Raw genomic sequence first — 21102 nt, forward strand, 5'->3', positions numbered from 1 at the left:
CCATGCAGCACAACTATGACGCATTGGCGCAAAATGCAGCGAACTTTGTACCGCTTTCACCGCTTTCGTTTTTGTCGCGGGCAAACTCGGTCCATCGAGACCGTGTCGCGGTTATCTATGGGGATGTTCGCCGCAATTGGAGCGATATAGCCGCTCGGGCGAGTGCTGTTGCAAGCGGCTTGAAGGCGTTGGGTTTGTCCAAGGGCGACACGATTTCTATCCTAAGCCCGAACATCCCGGAATTGTTCGAGCTTCATTTCGCCATCCCGCTGATGGGCGCGGTTCTCAACACGCTCAATACACGGTTGGAAGCCGAAACGATCGCTTACATTCTGGATCATGCAGATACCAAACTGGTGATTGTTGATCGTGAGTTCGTTCCCCTCCTGTCGCAGGCTTTCGAGCGGCTTGGCCGCACGGTCCCAGTGGTCGAGATCAACGATGTGAATGCGCCAAGGTCCGACACGTTGGGTGGCAGAAACTACGAGGACCTCGCCGCTGCTCCTGTCGATCCTGATCTGTTGGTCTCGCCAGCCAGTGAATGGGATGCGATCGCTCTGAATTACACGTCGGGCACATCGGGGCGCCCGAAGGGCGTCGTGTATCACCACCGCGGTGCGTATCTGATGGCTTTAGGTACTGTTGCCGCTTGGGAAATGCCGCACTATCCGATCTATCTGTCTGTGGTCCCGATGTTCCATTGTAATGGCTGGGGCCATCCGTGGATGATGGCTATTCTGGGCGGAACCAAGGTTTTCACGCGGACGCCCGCAGCAGACAAAGTTCTGGACGCGATCCGGACCCATGGTGTCACCCACTTAGGAGCAGCGCCTATCGTACTTCAGATGATCGCGGAGCACGAAGATACCGATGCCGCGCCGTTTGATCCCGCAATTCGTGTCCTTACCGCTGGTGCGCCGCCGCCGCCTTCTGTCTTGGAAAAGACCAAGGCGATGGGTCTGGACGTCATGCAGGTATACGGCCTGACCGAAACATATGGCCATATCTCGCAGTGCTTGTGGCAGGATGACTGGGATCACAAGCACCCCGAGGAGCAAGCCCAGCTGCAAGCCCAGCAGGGTATCGCTTTCCCAATGGTCGAAGATGTGACGGTTCTGGATAGCGAGACCGGGCAAGAAGTTCCGCGTGACGGCGAAACGCAAGGCGAGATTGCCATTCGGGGCAACACGGTGATGAAGGGGTATTACAAAGATCCCGAAGCCACGGCCAAGGCGTTCAAGGATGGATGGTTCTGGTCTGGTGATGCCGCCGTTATTCAACCGGACGGCTATATCCAAATCCGCGACCGGTTGAAGGATGTGATTATCTCGGGGGGCGAAAACATCTCGTCGGTCGAGGTTGAGGCCGTGTTGTTCCGCCACCCGGCAGTTCAAGCAGCGGCGGTTGTTGCCAAGGCTGACCCGAAATGGGGGGAAGTGCCATGTGCATTTGTTGAACTGCGCCCGGGTCACGAGGCTGACGAAGCAGAAATCATCAGCTTTTGTCGCGCAAATCTGGCTGGGTTCAAGACTCCTAAATCGGTGATCTTCGCTGAGTTGCCCAAGACATCGACCGGAAAGATCCAGAAATTCCAGCTGCGGGAAACCGCCAAAGCCGCAAAGGAGTAGATGGATACAGTCACACCAGAAGCACGTTTGCGCGATCAACGCTCTGAGGCGCGAAAAACGGGTTTAGGGTGAGAGACACTCGAACACAAAACACCGCTCGATACACAAGACGGAGACCTAGGTGCCGGGCGGATCGTGCTTAATGACCATCTATTTTAAGTGCGAGCTTTACGAAATCACGGAGGAGAAACATAAATGGCAAAAGAACCACCACTGATGGAGTTGCCCATCGAAGTCAGCGAAGGCGGCTTTTATGATGGCTTCAGCAAAGACGTCACCATCGCGTCAAAAATCCTAGTCGGTGCGCTGATCTTCTGGGCGATTGCCTTCCCAGAGAACGCATCAAGTGTTTTGGGCGCAATGAACAGCTTCCTGCTGTCGAACTTTGCGGCCTGGTACACGTGGGTCGTGGCGTTCTTCATCATCGTCTGTGTGGTGCTGGCGCTGATCCCGTCGACTGGCCGTCTGAAAATGGGCCTGCCCGGTGACAAACCTGAGTTTTCAAGCTTTTCCTGGTTCTCGATGATGTTCGGGGCGGGGATTGGCATCGGAATGCTGACGTTTGCAACCGCAGAGCCTATGTACCACTTTGCCAATAACCCCGAGGTTATTCAGGGTCTGGCAGAAGGGTCATCGGCTGACAACGTTCGCAATGCCTATAAGTGGTCGTTCCTGCATTGGGGCTTCTCGGCTTGGGCGTGCTATGCGCTGGTTGGCTTGTCGCTGGGGTATTTCTCGTACCGCCGCAACCTGCCGCTGACCATCCGCTCGGGTCTGGCACCGCTGTTCGGCAGTGCGCTGTCGGGTAAGCTGGGTCACGCGATCGACATCGTTGCCGTTGTTGCCACCATTCTGGGCGTCGCACAGACGCTGGGCTTTGGCGTTGAACAGTTCGTCGCCGGTCTGCACCGGATTGGTGTTGGCGATTGGTTGTTGAATGAAGATGGGAAAGCCACCACTGCTGCCATCGTTGTTGCTCTGCTGGTCATCATGGGTGCGTCCACCTTGTCTGCTCTGTCGGGCGTCGGCAAAGGCATCAAATGGCTGTCGAACATCAACATGGGCCTCAGCTTCTTCCTGCTGGCCTTCTTCTTGATCTTCGGCTCGGCTCTGTTCGGCCTGCAAGCACTGTTTGTCGGCTTGTTCGACTATATCGTGGCGTTGCCGGGTATGCTGTTCAACGTCTGGAAAGCTGATGGTACCGAAACTGGCGATGCGCTGGCCAGCTGGCAGGGCGGATGGTCCGTCTTCTACTGGGCCTGGTGGATCGCATTTGCACCATTCGTGGGTGTGTTCCTGGCGCGTATCTCGCGCGGGCGGACCGTTCGTGAATACGTGCTGGGTGCGATCATCATCCCCTCGATGATGTGCTTCGTCTGGTTCACCATCGTTGGTGGCACCGCCATCGACCTGACCCTGAACGGCACCGCTGGTGATGCGATTTCGGGTGCCGGTCAGCAGGCACAGCTGTTTGCGATGCTGGACGTGATCCTGTCGTCTGGCTTTGCCTGGGTAATGGCGGTAATTGTTGTGATCCTGCTGCTGACCTATCTGGTCACTTCGGCAGACTCGGCTGTTCTGATCGTGAACACCATCAACTCGGGCGGTGACGAAGGCCCCAAAGGCCGTCCGCACATCATCTTCTGGGGCACGGCTCTGGCGTTGGTTGTGGGTGCCTTGTTGATCATCGGTGGACTGGGCGCGATCCAAACCGCGATGGTGATTGGGGCGCTGCCGTTCAGCCTGGTGATGGCGCTGATGGGTGTTGCACTGATCAAGGGCATCATCCGTGACAGTCGCCGTGAAAAGCTGGGCGTGACCAGCGTTCACGCCGCTGAACCGGCCGAGTAAGGTCTGAAAAATCGGGGCGGGCGCGTAAAAACGCCTGCCCTTTTTTTGTGCCCGCCCTTTCGCGGGCCCCAGAATTCGTTAGATGTTTGACCCAGACAAAAAGCCATAGGATAGACGATGCTGACCCTCGACCAACTGAGTGAACTGAAGAATCTGGTCGTTGAGCGACACGAAGATGGCGTCTGGATTGTGCGACTGAACCGCCCGAACAAACGCAACGCGTTGGATATTGCCACGATTGATGAACTGGTTGACCTGTTCAGCAGCGCGCCTCGACTTGGCGCCGCGGCGATTGTCCTGACGGGTGAAGGCGATCACTTTTGCGCTGGCCTCGATTTGGTCGAGCACCATCAGGCCGATCGCAGTCCTGCTGATTTCATGCATGTCTGCCTGCGTTGGCATGAAGCGTTCAATAAAATGGAATATGGCGGCGTTCCCGTGATCGCCGCCCTTACTGGCGCTGTTGTGGGCGGCGGATTGGAACTGGCCAGTGCGGCGCATATCCGTGTCGCCGACGCCAGCACCTATTTCGCTCTACCCGAGGGCCAGCGTGGGCTGTTCACCGGCGGAGGGGCCACTATTCGGGTGGCTGATCTTGTTGGCAAGGCCCGCATGGTCGACATGATGCTGACGGGCCGCGTTTATCAGGGGCAGGAGGCAGTTGAAATCGGCCTAGCGCAATACCGTGTCGAGGGGTCCAGCTTTGACAAAGCGTTGGACCTTGCGCGCCGCGCGGCTGAGAACCTGCCGTTGACCAACTTTGCCATCTGCTCTGCGATCAGCCACATGCAGAACATGTCTCCTTTGGACGCGGCCTATGCCGAATCGGTCGTTGCCGGTGTGGTGAATACTCAAACTGATGCCCGCGCGCGACTTGAGGCGTTTGCCAACAAGACGGCCGCGCGTATTCGACCCGACAGTTAGTTCATCGAGAGTCACCTTTGGGCGCTGAGGGAGTCGTAATCTACTCGTTTTCCGGAGAATTAATTTATTAAAAACAACTTATTATACGTTTCCGGTCGGTGATATATTAACGCTGCTTATATCACTTGGTATGATTAGTCATTGGATTTGTTTTGTTTGGATTTGGCAGATTGAGGTCGACCCAAGGAGGAGGCATCCATGACGACGACTGCAATCGGTCATTATATCAATGGCGAGGTTTATGGTGGTGCGCGCACCAACACTCAGGACGTGTTCAACCCGGCGACGGGGGCTCTGACCGGTCAGGTTGATCTGGCCTCGGTTGGGGATGTGGACAAGGCGGTTGCGGCGGCCAAGGCGGCGTTTCCGGCGTGGTCGAACATGCCTCCGATCCGCCGCGCGCGGTTGATGAACAAGTTCCTGAACCTGCTGAACGAGCACAAGGACGAGCTGGCCCGCGCCATCACTGCCGAGCATGGCAAGGTCTTCACCGACGCCCGCGGCGAGGTTGAGCGCGGCATCGATATCGTCGAGTTCGCCTGCGGCATCCCGCAGCTGCTCAAGGGCGATTTCACCGATCAGGTTTCGACCGGCATCGACAACTGGACGCTGCGCCAGCCGTTGGGTGTGGTGGCGGGCGTGACCCCGTTCAACTTCCCGGTGATGGTGCCGATGTGGATGTTCCCGGTCGCCATCGCGGCAGGCAACACCTTTGTCCTGAAGCCTTCGCCGACCGATCCGACGCCGTCGCTGATGTATGCCGAACTGATGAAAGAGGCCGGCTTCCCCGATGGTGTCTTCAACGTGGTGCAGGGCGACAAGGTGGCCGTGGACGCGCTGCTGGAGCACCCCGACGTGCAGGCGATTTCCTTCGTCGGTTCGACCCCGATTGCGAATTACATCTACGAGACCGGCGCCCGTCACGGCAAGCGCGTGCAGGCGCTGGGTGGGGCCAAGAACCACATGCTGGTGATGCCCGATGCCGATCTGGACAAGGCCGTCGACGCGCTGATGGGCGCGGCTTATGGCTCGGCCGGCGAGCGCTGCATGGCGATCTCGGTGGCCACGCTGGTAGGCGACGTGGCCGACAAGATCGTGCCGATGATCGCGGAGCGTCTGAAAAGCCTCAAGGTCAAGAACGGGGTCGAGATGGATGCCGAGATGGGTCCGATCGTCACCAAGGCGGCGCATGAGCGGATCACCGGCTACATCGCCAAAGGCGTTGAAGAAGGCGCGACGCTGGTGTCCGATGGCCGTGGCTATACGGTTGAGGGTCATGAGGATGGCTATTGGATGGGCGGCACGCTGTTCGACAATGTCACCAAGGACATGACGATCTACAAAGAGGAAATCTTTGGCCCGGTTCTGTCCTGCATCCGCGTCGACAGCTTTGCCGAGGGTGTACAGCTGATCAACGACCACGAGTTCGGCAACGGCGTGAGCATCTTCACCCGTGACGGCAACGCCGCGCGCGAGTTCGGGCGTCAGATTCAGGTGGGCATGGTTGGTGTGAACGTGCCGATCCCAGTGCCGATGGCCTGGCACGGTTTTGGCGGCTGGAAGAAGAGCCTGTTCGGCGACACCCACGCCTACGGCGAAGAGGGCGTCCGCTTCTACACCAAGCAGAAGTCCATCATGCAACGCTGGCCTGAAAGCATCTCAAAAGGCGCTGAGTTCACTATGCCCGTCGCGCGCTGAGATCGGAGCACTGACCATGGAAACCTTTGACTATATCGTCGTGGGGGCCGGCACTGCCGGCTGCCTGCTGGCCAATCGTCTCAGCAAGGATCCGTCGAAACGTGTCCTGCTGCTGGAAGCTGGTAAGAAAGACAATTACCCGTGGATTCACATCCCCGTCGGGTATCTGTACTGCATTGGCAACCCCCGCACCGACTGGTTGTACCAGACCGAGCCCGACAAGGGCCTCAACGGTCGAACGCTGCGCTATCCACGTGGCAAGACGCTGGGAGGCTGCTCGTCGATCAACGGCATGATCTACATGCGGGGTCAAGCGCGTGACTTTGACAATTGGGCAAAGCTGAGCGGCGAAGAGGATTGGAGCTGGCAGAACTCTTTGCTCGACTTCAAGGCGCATGAAAACCACTACAAGCTGGATGGCGGGGCGGACCCGGCGACTGGCGACAACAGCCGCTTTTCTGACCTGCATGGCCATGGCGGCGAATGGCGCGTTGAAAAGCAGCGCCTGCAATGGGACGTGCTGGATTCCTTTGCTAAGGCCGCAAATGAGGCGGGCATTGAATCGACCGACGATTTCAACTCGGGCGACAACGCCGGGGTCGGTTACTTTGACGTCAACCAGAAGTCGGGCTGGCGCTGGAACACCTCCAAAGGGTTCCTGCGTCCGGCGAAGGACCGTCAGAACCTGACCATCTGGACCGAAGCGCAGGTCGAGCGTCTGACCTTCGACACCACCGATGATAGCGCGACCCGCTGTTCCGGTGCGGTTGTCCGCCGTGCGGGCCAGCCGGTGACCGTCAAGGCGCAGGCCGAGGTCATTCTGTCCGCCGGGGCCATCAACTCGCCGCAGATTCTGCAGCTGTCGGGCATCGGGGATGGTGAATTCCTGAAATCGCAGGGCATCGACGTGGTGCTGGACGCGCCCGCTGTGGGTGAGAACCTGCAGGATCACCTGCAGATCCGCGCCGTGTTCAAGGTGGACGGGGCGAAAACCCTGAACACCCTGGCCAACAGCCTGGTGGGCAAGGCCAAGATCGGCCTGCAATATGCGCTGCAGCGCTCGGGCCCGATGAGCATGTCGCCCAGCCAGCTGGGTGCCTTCACCCGGTCGGACCCCAGCCGCACCCATGCCAATCTGGAATATCACGTCCAGCCGCTGAGCCTTGAGGCCTTTGGCGAAGACCTGCATGATTTCCCGGCGATCACGGTCAGTGTGTGCAACCTGAACCCCACCAGCCGTGGCCATGTGCGCATCCGGTCGGGCAAATATACCGACGCGCCAATGATCGCGCCGAACTATCTGGACACCGAGGATGACCGCAAGGTCGCCGCCGACAGCCTGCGTCAGGTGCGTGAAATCATGGCGAAACCGGCCATGAAGCGTTATAACCCGCAGGAATGGAAACCGGGCACCCAGTACCAGTCCGATGAGGAACTGGCCAAACTGGCGGGCGATATCGCCAACACGATCTTCCATCCCGTCGGCACTGCCAAGATGGGTAGCGCGGATGATCCGACGGCCGTGGTTGACCCTCAGCTCAAGGTCAAGGGGATCAAGGGATTGCGCGTGGTCGATGCCTCGATCATGCCCGAGATCACCAGCGGCAACACCAACGCTCCGACACTGATGATCGCGGAAAAGGCAGCGCGGTGGATTCAGGCGGGCCGGTAAAACCGCATCCAGAAACATCTGGCCTCGGGTTCATGGGCGGACCCGGGGCTTTTCACGTCATATCGGGCTGCGGGTCCGACATTTTGCAGGGATATTGCACATGACACGTCACACGTCCACGGAGCTACCGCTTGCCGGTGTCAAGGTGATCGATTTTGGTCAATATATCGCTGGCCCGGCCGTTGCCATGGTGCTGGCCGATTTCGGCGCGACCGTGATCCGGGTGGAAGTCCCCGGTGGTCCGCTGTGGGAGAGCCCGGCCAATGCGACGCTGAACCGCAACAAACAGATTGTGACGCTGGACCTGAAAACCGACGAAGGTATGGATCAGGTCCGCCAGTTGATCGCCGAGGCTGATATTTTGGTCGAATGCTTCCGTCCTGGCACCATGACCCGCATGGGTCTGGATTTCGCCGAGATGCGCAAAGCCCGCCCCGAACTGATCACTCTGTCGATCCCCGGTTTTGCCTCGAATGACGAGCTGCGCCGCGAATGGCGGGCCTATGAAAGCGTCATCGCTGCGTCCTCGGGCGTGTTCACCGATATGGGCCTGAACCGGGTGCTGATGGGGATCAACCCGTCCTTTTCGCCGCTGCCGCTGGCCTCGGCCTATGGCACGATGCTGGCCGCCTCTTCGGTCGTGCTGGCGCTGCAATCGCGCGAGCGTACCGGGTATGGCGACCAGATCGAGGTGCCGCTGGCCTCGGCCGTGATGGAAGGGCTGAGCTATAACTCGATCAAGATCGAGGACTATCCCGACCGCTATAAGACCCAGCGCGAGCTTGAGATCGAGCGGCGCCGAGTCGAAGGTCTGCCGATGAATGTCAGCTACGAAGACCTGCAGGAATTGCTGGACCCGTTCTACCGGTCCTACAAGTGTAAAGACGGGCGGATGTTCTATGTGGTCTGCCCTAGCCACAAGGACCACGCCAAGCGCTGCCTCAAGAAGCTTGGCATCTATGATGAGCTGGTCGAGGAAGGGCTGACCGAGGAAGAAGACACCTATCTGCCCATGTCCGAGTGGAAGAACGACGTGTCGCTGGGCGTCTATCCGCTGCCAAAGGAATGGGCCGACAAGATCGCCGAGCGGATGAAAGAGGTGTTCCTGACACGGACCTCAAAGGAATGGGAGCGGATTTTCGGCCGCGGCAAATTCCCCGGCGCGCCCCAGCGCTGGTTGCAGGAGTGGATTCACGATGACCACGCCGAAACCGCCGGTCTGATGGTCGAGGTCGAAGACCCCGAGTTTGGCACCATGATCCAGCCCGGCCCGATGGTCTGGCTTGAGGAAAGCGGCGAAGAAATGCTCGAACCGCGCGGCCGGGAATGGGTGGATTTCGACACGGCTCTGGACTCGCTGCGCGCGCATGAAACCGTGGTGCCCGACCCGGTGCCCGAAGAAGAGAAAACCGGCTGGCTGGACGGCGTCCGCATTCTGGACCTGTGCAACGTGATTGCCGGGCCGCATTCCGTGTCCTATCTGGCCCGTTTCGGGGCCGAGGTGATCAAGCTGGACCCGGCCAAGCCGTTTTATGACTGCTGGAACACGGTGATCTTCAGCCTGACCCACGGGTCGGGCAAACGCTCGGTTCTGGCGGATATGAAATCACCCGAAGGTCGCGAGATCTTTGAGAAACTGGTGAAATCCGTCGATGTCATCGTCTGGAACGCAACCGACGCGCAGGTGCAGTCGATGGGTCTGGACCGCGAAAACCTAGCGAAACTGAACCCTGATGCGATCTTCTGTAAGATGGATTGCTTTGGCGGCGTCCGCCGGGGCCCGCGGTCGAACTATCTGGGCTATGACGATCTGGTGCAGGCCACCACAGGCATCATGCTGCGCTTTGGCGGCTCGATGGAGACGCCCGAGGAACACGCGCATGTGGGCACCATTGACGTCATGTGCGGCTTTGGCGGCTCGCTTGGTGTGGCGACGGCGCTGTACCAAAAGCTTAAAACCGGTCAGGTCGGGCGTCCGCGCACCTCGCTGGCGGTGCTCAGCGGTCTGGCGCAGATCCCCTATTGCTATGACCATGAACGCCGGGGCCTGTTTGACGAACCGGCGGGCCGTGAGTTCAACGGCTATGACGCGCTGACGCGCTTTTACTACACCTCGTCCGACCGTTTCATCCTGCTGAGCGCCTATGAGCACGATGTGCTCCGTCTGGCCTCGGTCGAGGGTCTGGAAGGGTTCGAAGAGGTCGCCCCCGAGGACCGCGACGCCTTTCTGGCCAACGCCTTCTATCAGGCCCGCGCGAGCGACTGGGCCGAACGTCTGCAGGCAGCGGATGTGGGTGGAACGATCTGCGAAAACATCGAGTCGCTGCGCTATTACAACGCGCGGCCTGCGGATGGCACGCCGGGGATCGACCGGGGCAGCTATTCCTTCTCGGTTCGCGAAGATCACCCCAGCGGCCACACGGTCACGCAGCTGGACCCCTTTGCCATCCGCCCTGTGCGCGGAACGGTCTATGCGCTGGACCCGGCCGAGAAATTCGGCACGTCCACGCGGGCGGTTCTGCAGGAGCTGGGCTATGACGACGCAGCGATTGACGGAATGTTAAACGATGGCACGGTCAGCGAGAGCTGGAGCAGGGAATACCTGCCCAGTTAATAAAAAGACCTAAGCGGTATCTTGATCCCAAGGTGCCGCTTAGGTTCGCGCGCCGATGTTCGGTTATTCCTTAGCGTCACTGACCGGTGATCGTCTATCGAACGAAAACCATAACCCAAACCATGGGTGCTGAAGGTTCCGTTCATGTCTGGGACTGCTCTTGTTTTTGGAGGAACCGGACTTGTCGGCAGAGCACTGGTCGACTTGCTAATACGTGACGAACGCTGGGAACGCGTTGTTTGTGTCGATCGCAAGCCAATTAGGTACGAAGGACATAAGGTTGTCCAGGTTCTGGCGGACAAGGGTTCTATCGAAGCGGTCGCCGCGAGCCTTTGTGCGGACACAGTGTTTTGTTGCCTTGGAACAACTCAGAAAGTGGCCGGGAGTCGTGAGGCATTCCGCGAGATCGACCATGACTATGTCCTGCAATGCGCCCGAATTGCGTATCGAAAGGGGGCCACGCGGTGTCTTTTAGTGTCTTCAATGGGAGCAAGGATCGGGTCTACCAGTTACTATGCACATGTCAAAGGCGAGACAGAACGTGACCTCGCCAGGATTGGGTATCCTTCTGTCGATATACTTAGACCATCTTTGTTGCTGGGTGATCGCTAGGACCATCGGTTCAAAGAAAAATGGGCCGGTCGCATTATGCCTCACTTTAATTTTCTTCTATGTGGTCCACTCAAAAAATATCGACCCATCAAGACCAGCCAGGTCGCGCGGGCAGTGGGTACAATCGCCCATACCGCCGCGAACGGAGTCACCGTGTACACCAGTGACAAGCTAGAAAGTATATGAGGCCTGTGTCAGCTCGCAGCCATTTTCAACATCTGCCGCGTGTTTAACAGTGCCGCGTCGAAGGCGTCTTGCTCGCGTGAGATTTTGACCATGATGCTCGCGCCGACCCAAAGAGCGTACAGATTGGCGGCGGCATCTTCACTGGACGATGGAGGCTGCAGCGAACCATCTTCCCTTCCAGTTTCGATTACATTTGCAAGGCGCGAGATAATGCCGTCCGTTCCTTGCTTTAGCGCATGACGCATGGTCTCTGAGAAGTCTGAAACCTCTGCTCCCAATTTGACGGCCAGGCATCTGCCCTGACAGTCGTTAAGTCTCTGGTGTTCGCGCCAGTTGGCAAAATACAGCATGAGTTTTTCGCCCGGCGTGAGCCCTTGCATGCCAAACATCTCGTCCATTTCGGCATGATAGGCATCAAAGTAATCGTCTAATACGGCGGCGCCGAATGCGTCCTTAGACACAAAGAAATGATAGAATGACCCCTTGGGAACGCCGGCTGACTTCAGGATTTCGGCAAGCCCTACGGCGCTGAAACCTTTTTGGCCGATCAGGGTCTGGCCCGCTGCAACGATATTAGACCGTGTGTTCATGTGTTTACTTCAGGCGAATTTGATTTCACTAGACGAACAGTCTAATAACAATCGTCTCTGTTCGCAATATCTCAGTTGGGCACAAAAATATTCTTTGCCAGTATGGTTGGGTCCAGAAAAATATGACTAGACGACCGGTCTAATAAGGGATAGTTGAAGTGCTCACCGACCTTACCCTGTGGCGACTCACTCCTCTCGTTGCTGCAGGCCAAGGAAGGGCGGACACACATATAAGCAACATTTATGGATCATAATCATGAAAATCCTGATGGTTCTCACTTCGCATGACAAACTCGGTGATACCGGGCTGAAAACCGGGTTTTGGCTCGAAGAGCTGGCGGCTCCTTATTACGTTTTCAAAAACGCAGGAGCTCAGATCACACTGGCGTCTCCCAAGGGCGGATTGCCGCCTCTTGACCCCAAAAGCGCAGATGAAGGTTTCCAGACAGATGCCACACGGGCATTTGAGGCAGATGCAGAGGCAATGGCTCAATTGGCGACGACTGAAAAGTTGGCGGACGTCAATGCAGAAGACTATGACGCGCTCTTCTATCCTGGCGGCCACGGCCCATTGTGGGATCTCGCCGAAGACGCGAAGTCGATTGCCCTGATCGAAGCCTTCCATGGTGCTGGTAAACCTGTGTCGTTGGTTTGCCATGCCCCCGGCGTCTTGAAAAACGTCAAAGGCCCTGATGGCCTGTCGCTGGTGGCGGGCAAGACTGTGACGGGCTTCACAAATTCTGAAGAAGCTGCTGTGGAATTGACTGAAATCGTACCCTTTTTAGTTGAAGATATGCTCAAGGGAAACGGTGCCGAATTTTCTTCTGGGGAGGATTGGATGCCGCACGTCGTCGAAGATGGGTTGTTGATCACTGGCCAAAATCCTGCGTCATCGGAAGATGCGGCAGCAATTTTGTTGGCTGCTGTAAGCTGACCATTTCTTCAGGGCCGCCTTTGGACGGCCCTGATACTTTTGTTCCGTCTTACTGTTTCTTAAGTCATTCTATGACGCCCGGACTTTCGCCAGTTTGTCACCTGTTCACCAATCTCGTTTTCGTCAGTTGCAAGGATTCGCCGATTCACTTACCGTAAAGCGTAAGTGTCTTTTTATAATTGTATTTTATCCAAGCCGCTGTAATCGATAGAAACTGCGTTGTAAAAACTCAGGGCCGCCTTTCGCAGTGCTCTGCAGTGAGGAGAAACACATGCCCTCGACGATCATTTTGAACACTGAAAATGGTACCTTGAACGGGGACGCCATGGGCGCGGGTGATGATCTGGATTTGCTGGATGGTTCTGTTGAAGAGCCTGGTGGTGATCCGTCTATTGGATCCGCCTTTTACAATCAGCAGATTTCCTTGAACGAAGATTTTACGTTCACATTGAATGCTACTTTAACGGGTGCAGACGGGTTTTCTGTTGTGCTTCACAACGACGCTGACGGTGCGAACGCATTGGGTGGGGTTGGTCGGCAAATCGGCACTGGGGGAATTGACGATGGTATTGGGATCGAATTCGACACGTTTTTAAATAACGCCGCAACCGGGGGTGACGAAACTTCGGACAACCATAGCCATATCGTCGACACAGACGGAAACATTTTTCAATCCTCCAGTGATATTTCGGCGCCGAACAATGCGCTGCCGGTCGATTTGAATGATGGCAACGAACACTCATACGTCATCAGTTGGGATGCCAGTTCGCGGACAATGACATGGTCAATTGACGGGACACAGGTCGGTTCACGAACATTCACTGAGGCGGAGCTAGACAGCTTTCTTACGGATGACCGTTCGGTTTTCATCGGGCTGACTTCCGGTAATTTTCTTGATGGCGATACTCAGATTTCGGATGCGACGCTCACGGCTACTTTTGTCTGCATTCAAGGCGACGCGATGATTGCGACGGACCAAGGCCAGGTAGCGATAAAGGACCTTTCAGTAGGGGATCGGGTCCTGACCGACTCGGGTGAATACGAAGCGATCCGGTGGATAGGTTCACGTGTCGTGAAACTGGAAGAGCTTTTGGCCAATCCCAAGCTGTTGCCGGTCCGTATCCAGGCTGGTGCTCTTGGTCGAGCCTTGCCTGCAAAAGACCTTTTGGTATCGCGACAGCATCGGATGAAGGTCTCATCGAAGATTGCACAGCGGGTAACTGAGAGTCAGGATGTCTTGATTCCGGCGTTCCGACTGACAGAATTGCCCGGTATCGAAGTGGCCGACGACGTAAAAGAGGTCAGCTATTTCCATATCCTTTGCGATCGGCATGAGGTGATATTTGCCTAAAGCGCACCGACCGAGACGATGTTGCCGGGCGCACAAGCAATGCTTTCACTGACCGCCGCTCAACGTGAGGAAATCTTGACGATCTTTCCGGAACTGTGCCTCGAGATTGGTCATTGGAAGCCTGCGTTTCCTATTCCATCGACTCAGCATCAAAAGCGCATTGTCGAGCGGCATGGTAGGAACGAAAAACCCATTTTGACGTTCTGATACCTACGGATATTGGCCGTCTGTCGGTGCGATCCGATTGTCTTGCCAATGTCTCAGGCCGGAACTGTGCAAAAATGCGACTAAGGGGCTGTTAAACGAAAATAGTCGAGGTGTGGCACGCCGTGTACTGAAGCCGCGGAAGACGTGGATGCCCTATTTCTCACAATCGTCGTGCGTGGGTCTTAGTGGTGAATTTGTCCCGAGCGGACAACAATCTGTCCTGCCGAACTCTTAACGAGTATCGATGTTTGCCCAATATTTACGGGGCCAAACTCAATAAATAATCTCGGCAATGCTAACGGAGGACGAAGCTCATGTCTGTTCAAAACGTCGTTGAAATCGAACCGGTCGGACCTGCTCTTTCTGCGGTACTTGGCAAGCTGCAGGCAGCTTACCGTGCCGATCCTGCACCAAGCTACGAGCAGCGGGTAGACCGACTGAGCCGGTTGCACGCCGGTTTGATGGAATTCAAAGACAAGGTCATCGACGCGGTCGATCAGGACTTCGATGGCCGCGCCCATGCCGAGACGATGCTGGCTGAAATCCTGCCAATTCTGGAAGGCATCAGATATTACCGCAAGAACCTGCGCAAGCTTATGGGGCAGTCCAAGCGCCATCTGCCGCTGATGCTGATGGGGGCGCATGCCAAGGTCCACTATCAACCGTTGGGAGTGGTTGGCATCGTGGTGCCGTGGAATTTCCCCGTTTTCCTCGGACTCTCGCCGCTGGTGGGTGCGCTGGCCGCAGGCAACCGGGCGATGATCAAGACGTCGGAATTTGCGCCAATACCGCTGACTTACTGACCGAATTGATCTCTAAGCATTTCACCGACGAAGAGGTTGTGGTGATCAATGGCGATGTCAGCGTTGCCACGGAATTTACCAAGTTGCCTTTTGACCACTTGGTCTTTACCGGCTCGACCCCAGTTGGGCGCATCGTAATGCGCGCCGCAGCCGAGAACTTGACGCCGGTTACTCTGGAGTTGGGGGGCAAGTCTCCGGTCATCATTCATGATGACTTTGAAATCGAAGAAGCCGCCAAGCGGGTCGTGTTTGGCAAGGGTTTGAACGCAGGTCAGATCTGTGTGTCACCCGACTATGTGATGGTCCCGCGTGGCAAGGTGGACGCCTTTGTTGCAGCGTTCGTCAAAGCGTTTTCACACCGTTATCCGACGCTTGCGGCGAACAAGGACTATACCTCGATCATCACCGAGCGTCAGCGCGACCGGCTGGTAGAGAATATCGAGGACGCCAAGGCCAAAGGGGCCACAGTCACAGCGTTCAATCCGTCGAATGACAGCTTTGAAGGTACGCGCAAACTGCCGATGCATTTGGTAACAGATGTGACTGAAGACATGCGCGTGATGCAGGAAGAGATATTTGGTCCGATCCTGCCGGTCATTCCCTATGACACGTTGGACGACGCGATTGCCTATGTGAATGACCGCGATCGCCCGCTGGCGCTGTACTACTTCGATTGGGACAAAGCCCGCGGCGAGAAGATTCTGAACGAAACCCACTCGGGCGGTGTCTGCATTAACGAGGTTGTCACCCATGTGGCCGTTGATGACATGCCCTTTGGCGGCGTTGGCCCGTCTGGGATGGGGCATTACCACGGCAAGGAAGGGTTCCTAAACTTCTCGAAAGCCAAGGGCGTTGTGCGCAAGGGTAAGCTGGACGGCAACCAGTTCGTCGGCGCGCCGTGGGACAACAAGATGTTCAAACTGCTGGTCAATTTCCAACTGCGCCGCTTCAGAAAACCCTGAACGCGCAGCTCAGAACCGGACCATCTGCACTGGTTTTCTCCCTCAGCCAAAGATGCAGATGGTCCGGGTTGTCTGGTTGTGGGGGGAACCGGGTCATCACGACATGGCAGCGGCGGTCCGCCGCGCCTTTGACAAAACGCAGTGTTTTGGAGGAGCACACTACATGGCTGTATTCAGCGATCAACCTGTACGAACCCTTGAGGATATCAAACGGCTGGAATCCGATCTGACCCTGGAGCAACGTCTGCCCGAACGCAGTATTCTTGAGGTGTTCGAGGCCAGCGCCGCCGCCTATCCCGACAAGACCGCCCTGACTATGCTGATGACCGGCGCCGAAGACGAACAGGCGCGCCGGGTCACCTATGGTCAGTTGCTGGGGTTGATCCGGGGCGCGGCCAATATGTTTGCCGATCTTGGCGGCCCCGCGCCTGGCGTTGCCTATATGCTGCCCTCGCTGATCGAAACCTACGTGACCCTGTGGGGCGCCGAAACGGCCGGTTACGCGGTGCCGATCAACTTTTTGCTGCAGGTCGAGAGCATCGTTGACCTGCTGCGCGCCTCCGAGGCGAAAATTCTTGTGACGCTCGGACCGCATCCGCAGCTGGATATCTGGGAAAAGTCGCTGGAAATTCGGGATCAGATTCCCGGCCTGATCCTGGTGCGCATCGCGTCTCCGGGGACGCCGCCGGTCGAAGATGTGGTGGACTTCGCCGAAGCCATCCAAGGCCAGCCCATGGATCACCTGACCTTTGGTGCAGCGCGCTCGGGTGATGATGTGGCGGCCTATTTCCATACGGGTGGCACGACGGGCGTGCCCAAGCTGGTGGCCCATACCCATCGCGGGCAATTGGTGGCGGCGTTTGGCGGCGCAACCATGTGCGGATACCGCCCCGACGACGTGTTGACCGCGACATTGCCGCTGTTCCACGTGGCCGGAACAATTGCCGCAGGGCTCAGCGCGTTCATGCGCGGGGTTGAGCTGGTCGTTATGTCGCCCGGTGGCTTGCGCACTCCGGCGATTGTGTCCGGGTTTTGGCGTTTGGTGGAGCAGTACAAAGTAACTCTGGTCGGCGGTGTTCCGACGGCGCTGGGTGCGGTGCTGCAGGTTCCGGCCGACGGTTATGACCTCAGCCGTGTGCGCGCCGGTCTGACCGGGGCGGCCTTGCTGCCCCCTGCGGTCGGGGCGCATTTCCGCGAGGTGACAGGTGCGACCCTGTTTGAACTTCTGGGTATGACCGAGGCTTCGGGGCTGGTCAGTATTGATCCGCTGTCGGGTGCCGGGGCCGTCAGTTCGGTCGGCTGGCCGCTGCCTTATTCTCAGGTTGATATTCTGCGCCTGACGGCAGAGGGCGCGTTGGGCGATACCTGCGACGTGGGCGAGATCGGTGTGATCGCCATCAAGGGCGCGCATGTTTCGCCCGGCTATCGCGACGCGAGCCAGAATGCGGGCGTATTCGAGGGCGGATACCTGAACTCGGGCGATCTGGGATACAAAGACGCGGATGGGCGGATTTAGATCGCGGGCCGGTCTAAGGATCTGATCATTCGTAGCGGCCACAATATCGACCCGGCCATGATCGAAAATGTCCTGACCGATCACCCCGCCGTGGCCATCGCTGCTGCCGTGGGCAAACCCGACGCCTATGCCGGAGAGCTGCCGGTGTGTTTCGTGCAGCTGATCGACGGTGCCGAGGTCACAACGGATGAGCTGCAGGAACACGCGCACGCGCATATTGACGAACGCCCAGCCTGGCCGAAACAGATTTTCATCGTGGATGAGGTCCCGCTGACGACGGTGGGCAAAATCTACAAGCCAAGCCTGCGCCTTGAGGCGGCAAAACGCGCCGTGGCCGATCTGATTCAGAACGAACACAAGTTGCCAGAGGCGCAGATCGAGGTCGTCGATGGCGGCGCACGCGGTATGCATGTGATTGTAACGTTGCCTGAAGAAAACCGCTCGGATGTCACAAGGGTACAGGATGCGTTGGCCGAGTATCTGTTCTCGGCGACGGTCGAAATCTAGTAACCCAAGTCAATGGAAAAAGGCATCCCATGGTGCCTTTCCCTTTTCAAAACTCGGCCGGTTCCAGATCGTAACAGATGCCGAATTCCCCCAAACTCACGTCGATCCTATTCTCGACGCAACGTTCATCTGTCAGGCGCTTTTATTGTGTGCAGCGACATGTTCTCTCGCACTCAAACCGAAACCAGCGCCAGAATCATCACGGAGGCTGCGGCCATGAAAACCGAAATCACCGAACTCTTTGGCATCGAACGCCCGATCCTTCAGGGCGGGATGCATTATGTGGGCTTTGCCGAACTGGCTGCCGCTGTCTCGAATGCGGGCGGGCTGGGCACGATCACTGGGCTGACACAGAAAACACCCGCCGATCTGGCCAATGAGATCGCGCGCTGCAAGGACATGACCGACAAGCCCATCGCGGTGAACGTGACCTTTTTGCCCACCGTCAATGCGCCGGACTATCCGGCCATCATCAAGACGATCATCGAAGGTGGCGTCACCGTCGTTGAAACTGCAGGGCGCAACCCGTCGCAGGTGATGCCGTATCTCAAGGATGCCGGGATCAAGGTGATCCACAAATGTACCTCGGTCCGCCATGCGCTGAAAGCGCAGGAAATCGGCTGCGATGCCGTCTCGGTTGACGGGTTCGAATGCGGCGGACATCCGGGTGAGGATGACGTGCCCAACATGATCCTGCTGCCTCGCGCTGCAGATGAGCTGGAAATCCCATTTGTCGCGTCCGGCGGTCAGGCGGATGGTCGTTCGCTGGTGGCCTCGCTGGCGATGGGCGCGTCGGGTATCAATCTGGGCACCCGCTTTGTGGCCACTAAAGAAGCCCCCGTGCACCAGAACGTCAAAGATGCCATCGTCGCCGCGACCGAGTTGGACACACGCCTGGTCATGCGTCCGCTGCGCAACACGGAACGGGTTCTGACCAACCCGGCGGTCGAACGTATTCTGGCCACTGAAAAGGCAAAGGGCGATGCCATCCAATTCGAGGACATCATTGATGAAGTGGCTGGTGTCTACCCACGTGTCATGCAGGACGGGGACATGGATATTGGCGCCTGGTCCTGTGGCATGGTTGTGGGCCTGATCAATGACATCCCATCCTGTCAGGAGCTGCTGGATCGGATTATGTCTGAGGCTGATCAGATCATCGCTAATCGCCTCGCCGGGTATAACAACGCCTAATAGACCCGACATAAGAAACCAACCAGCGGTAGGAGCGCAGAATGACCGACGAAAACGCAACCCAGCCAGGTGTAATTACGGAAAAACTGGGATCAGCCCTTCGCATTACCATGTCGAATCCGGGCAAGAAAAACGCGATCGACCGTGCGATGTATCTTGGCTTGGCCGACGCGCTGACCAACGCGGCGAATGACCCGGACATCCGGGTGGTCTGGCTGCGGGGCGCGGATGGGGATTTTACCAGCGGCAACATGGTGAGCGATTTCCACAATTCTGCGTCCGGCGATCATCCTCCGGTCGTTGCTTTTCTGGAAGCGCTGATAAAGTTTCCCAAGCCGATCATTGCTCAGGTTGAGGGTGTCGCCATCGGTGTCGGGACCACAATGTTGATGCATTGTGACCTGATCTACGTGGCCGAAGAAACTCTGTTTCGTATGCCCTTCGTCAACCTCGGGTTGGTGCCCGAAGCTGGTTCCAGCTATATCGTGCCGCGATTGATGGGGCAGGCTAAGGCCGCCGAGTTGCTTTTGCTCGGCCGGATGTTCTCGGCGCAGGAAGCGTTGGAAACAGGACTGGTTAGCCGGGTCGTCAGCCCGGAAGATCTGGAAACAACCGTGGCCGCGGCTGTTGCTGAACTCGGCGAGCTGCCACCCAATGCGGTTATGAAAACCAAAGCACTGTTGCGTCGCCCTCTGACCGGCGACCTTTGGAGCCGGGTGACGGAAGAGTTGGTAGACTTCGGAGAAGCGCTGCAAAACGATGAATTCAGCGAAGCTTTCTCGGCGTTCGTAGAAAAGCGCAAACCGGTCTTCAAATAAGCCAAAAGCTGCCGGGGAGCTGGCGACGTATCCCCCGCGATTCGGGCGTGTGCGGCCGCATGGATATCTTTATCTGTGGCTGCACATGTCGTCGCGTAATCGTGAAGATGCAGCGGTCAGCTCCAGGTCGAGTCAAGGGCGTCGAAAGCCGCTTCGACATTCGGGTCCTTTTTCTTGGCGGACAATGTCACAAACCGCAGACAGGTTTCGATTCTCACGCGATCTGAGACGGCCAGCCCTCGGTTTTGCATTTCTTCCAGTGCAATGGATTCTCGGCACAGGCTGAGGCCAATGCCGGACCGAACCATTGCCAGCATCGATGGCTCCTGATCGACAAGGCAAACCGGTTCGGGTTGAGTGTCGAGATCACCGTAAATTCTGGTAAGCAGCCGTTGATGAACGGAATTTTGGGGTGTCCCAATCCAAGGCATTGTGGCCAATTCGGTCCAGTCCTTTCCCTGAATACGGTTTCGCCATCCGGCGGGCGCGATGACGCGATAGGTGAACTTGGTCAGTTCTCGCTGATAAAAAAGCGAGCCGGTCTGGTCTTCGGTCTTGGGCTCAAAGTCTTCCAATTCCCCAAGAAAAAAGCCGACATCCAGTTGATCGTTGATTAGCCGATTGATCACGTCACCGCTTATCCCGTGAACCAGTTTGGTCTGCAGATCAGGATACCCATCCACCAGCGCAGCCAGAAACGTACCCAAGCGAATGAAATCGGGGTCGACGATTGTTCCCAGGCGCAAGGACCCACGTACGTTGCCATTGATCCGCCGCGCTGTCTGGCCAAATTCGGATATCGCATTCTGAACCTTCTCGGCCTTGGCCACAAGCGCTTCGCCGTCGCGTGTCAGTTCGACACCCTTGGAGGTTCGGTGAAATAATTCCAACCCGGTGTCTTCGGCCAGTCTTTTAAGCTGAAGGCTGACGGCTGGTTGGGTCAGGTGCAGGCGCTTTGCCGCGCGCGAGATGTTGCCTTCCTGCGCAACAGCGACAAAAGCGTTCAAAATGCGGATGTCGGTAATTGGTCTCATA

15 protein-coding genes and 1 pseudogene are annotated in these 21102 nt (G+C 57.3%); 14 read left to right on the forward strand and 2 right to left on the reverse strand.

All coding sequences use genetic code 11. The features are described 5' to 3' along the window. The first annotated feature begins 2 nt into the window (after positions 1–2). The 7 genes from AC2FNR_RS01880 (at position 3) to AC2FNR_RS01910 (ending at position 10999) form a co-directional block, all read left to right on the forward strand. Complete coding sequence (locus AC2FNR_RS01880; RefSeq protein ID WP_496847782.1) at positions 3–1628, forward strand: AMP-binding protein; 1626 nt, start codon at positions 3–5, stop codon at positions 1626–1628. A gap of 195 nt (positions 1629–1823) precedes the next feature. Then, the gene (locus tag AC2FNR_RS01885; protein WP_170356405.1) at positions 1824–3479 is read left to right on the forward strand and encodes a BCCT family transporter; all 1656 of its coding nucleotides are present in this window, start codon (positions 1824–1826) and stop codon (positions 3477–3479) included. 117 nt (positions 3480–3596) lie between these two features. After that, positions 3597–4403 (forward strand): crotonase/enoyl-CoA hydratase family protein, encoded by an 807-nt coding sequence (locus AC2FNR_RS01890; protein ID WP_170356406.1) that lies wholly within the window; start codon positions 3597–3599, stop codon positions 4401–4403. A gap of 198 nt (positions 4404–4601) precedes the next feature. Beyond that, positions 4602–6101 carry a CoA-acylating methylmalonate-semialdehyde dehydrogenase gene (locus tag AC2FNR_RS01895; RefSeq protein ID WP_496847783.1) on the forward strand — a complete coding sequence of 500 codons (1500 nt, stop codon included), beginning with the start codon at positions 4602–4604 and terminating at the stop codon, positions 6099–6101. A gap of 16 nt (positions 6102–6117) precedes the next feature. Continuing rightward, positions 6118–7773, forward strand: a complete 1656-nt coding sequence (locus AC2FNR_RS01900) for a GMC family oxidoreductase (protein WP_496847784.1) — start codon at positions 6118–6120, stop codon at positions 7771–7773. 100 nt (positions 7774–7873) lie between these two features. After that, entirely contained in the window at positions 7874–10387 is a 2514-nt protein-coding gene (locus tag AC2FNR_RS01905) for a CoA transferase (RefSeq protein WP_496847785.1), read from the forward strand. Positions 10388–10531: 144 nt separating this feature from the next. Further along, the gene (locus AC2FNR_RS01910; protein ID WP_496847786.1) at positions 10532–10999 is read left to right on the forward strand and encodes an NAD-dependent epimerase/dehydratase family protein; all 468 of its coding nucleotides are present in this window, start codon (positions 10532–10534) and stop codon (positions 10997–10999) included. 194 nt (positions 11000–11193) lie between these two features. Here AC2FNR_RS01910 and AC2FNR_RS01915 read toward each other — a convergent pair whose 3' ends face one another. Continuing rightward, complete coding sequence (locus tag AC2FNR_RS01915; protein WP_496847787.1) at positions 11194–11775, reverse strand: TetR/AcrR family transcriptional regulator; 582 nt, start codon at positions 11773–11775, stop codon at positions 11194–11196. A 256-nt stretch (positions 11776–12031) separates the two neighbouring features. On the opposite strand from AC2FNR_RS01915, the gene AC2FNR_RS01920 reads away from it, so the two are divergent. From AC2FNR_RS01920 to AC2FNR_RS01950, 7 genes and pseudogenes are all read left to right on the forward strand, one after another. Further along, positions 12032–12709: a type 1 glutamine amidotransferase domain-containing protein gene (locus AC2FNR_RS01920; protein WP_496847788.1), complete on the forward strand. Its 678-nt coding sequence runs from the start codon at positions 12032–12034 to the stop codon at positions 12707–12709. A gap of 271 nt (positions 12710–12980) precedes the next feature. Continuing rightward, on the forward strand, positions 12981–14060 hold the full coding sequence (locus tag AC2FNR_RS01925; protein WP_496847789.1) for a Hint domain-containing protein: 1080 nt from the start codon (positions 12981–12983) through the stop codon (positions 14058–14060). Positions 14061–14728: 668 nt separating this feature from the next. Further along, positions 14729–16032 (forward strand): annotated as a pseudogene (locus AC2FNR_RS01930) (coniferyl aldehyde dehydrogenase). 163 nt (positions 16033–16195) lie between these two features. After that, on the forward strand, positions 16196–17548 hold the full coding sequence (locus AC2FNR_RS01935) for an AMP-binding protein (protein ID WP_496847790.1): 1353 nt from the start codon (positions 16196–16198) through the stop codon (positions 17546–17548). A gap of 57 nt (positions 17549–17605) precedes the next feature. Then, on the forward strand, positions 17606–18055 hold the full coding sequence (locus AC2FNR_RS01940; RefSeq protein WP_496847791.1) for an AMP-binding enzyme: 450 nt from the start codon (positions 17606–17608) through the stop codon (positions 18053–18055). A 216-nt stretch (positions 18056–18271) separates the two neighbouring features. Continuing rightward, complete coding sequence (locus AC2FNR_RS01945; protein WP_170356416.1) at positions 18272–19249, forward strand: NAD(P)H-dependent flavin oxidoreductase; 978 nt, start codon at positions 18272–18274, stop codon at positions 19247–19249. Between the two features lie 41 nt (positions 19250–19290). Further along, entirely contained in the window at positions 19291–20067 is a 777-nt protein-coding gene (locus tag AC2FNR_RS01950; protein WP_496847792.1) for an enoyl-CoA hydratase, read from the forward strand. Positions 20068–20183: 116 nt separating this feature from the next. On the opposite strand, the gene AC2FNR_RS01955 is transcribed toward AC2FNR_RS01950, so the two are convergent. Further along, on the reverse strand, positions 20184–21101 hold the full coding sequence (locus tag AC2FNR_RS01955) for a LysR family transcriptional regulator (RefSeq protein WP_496847793.1): 918 nt from the start codon (positions 21099–21101) through the stop codon (positions 20184–20186). Position 21102 lies beyond the last annotated feature (1 nt).

This window comes from Ruegeria sp. SATB045, from assembly GCF_059613525.1.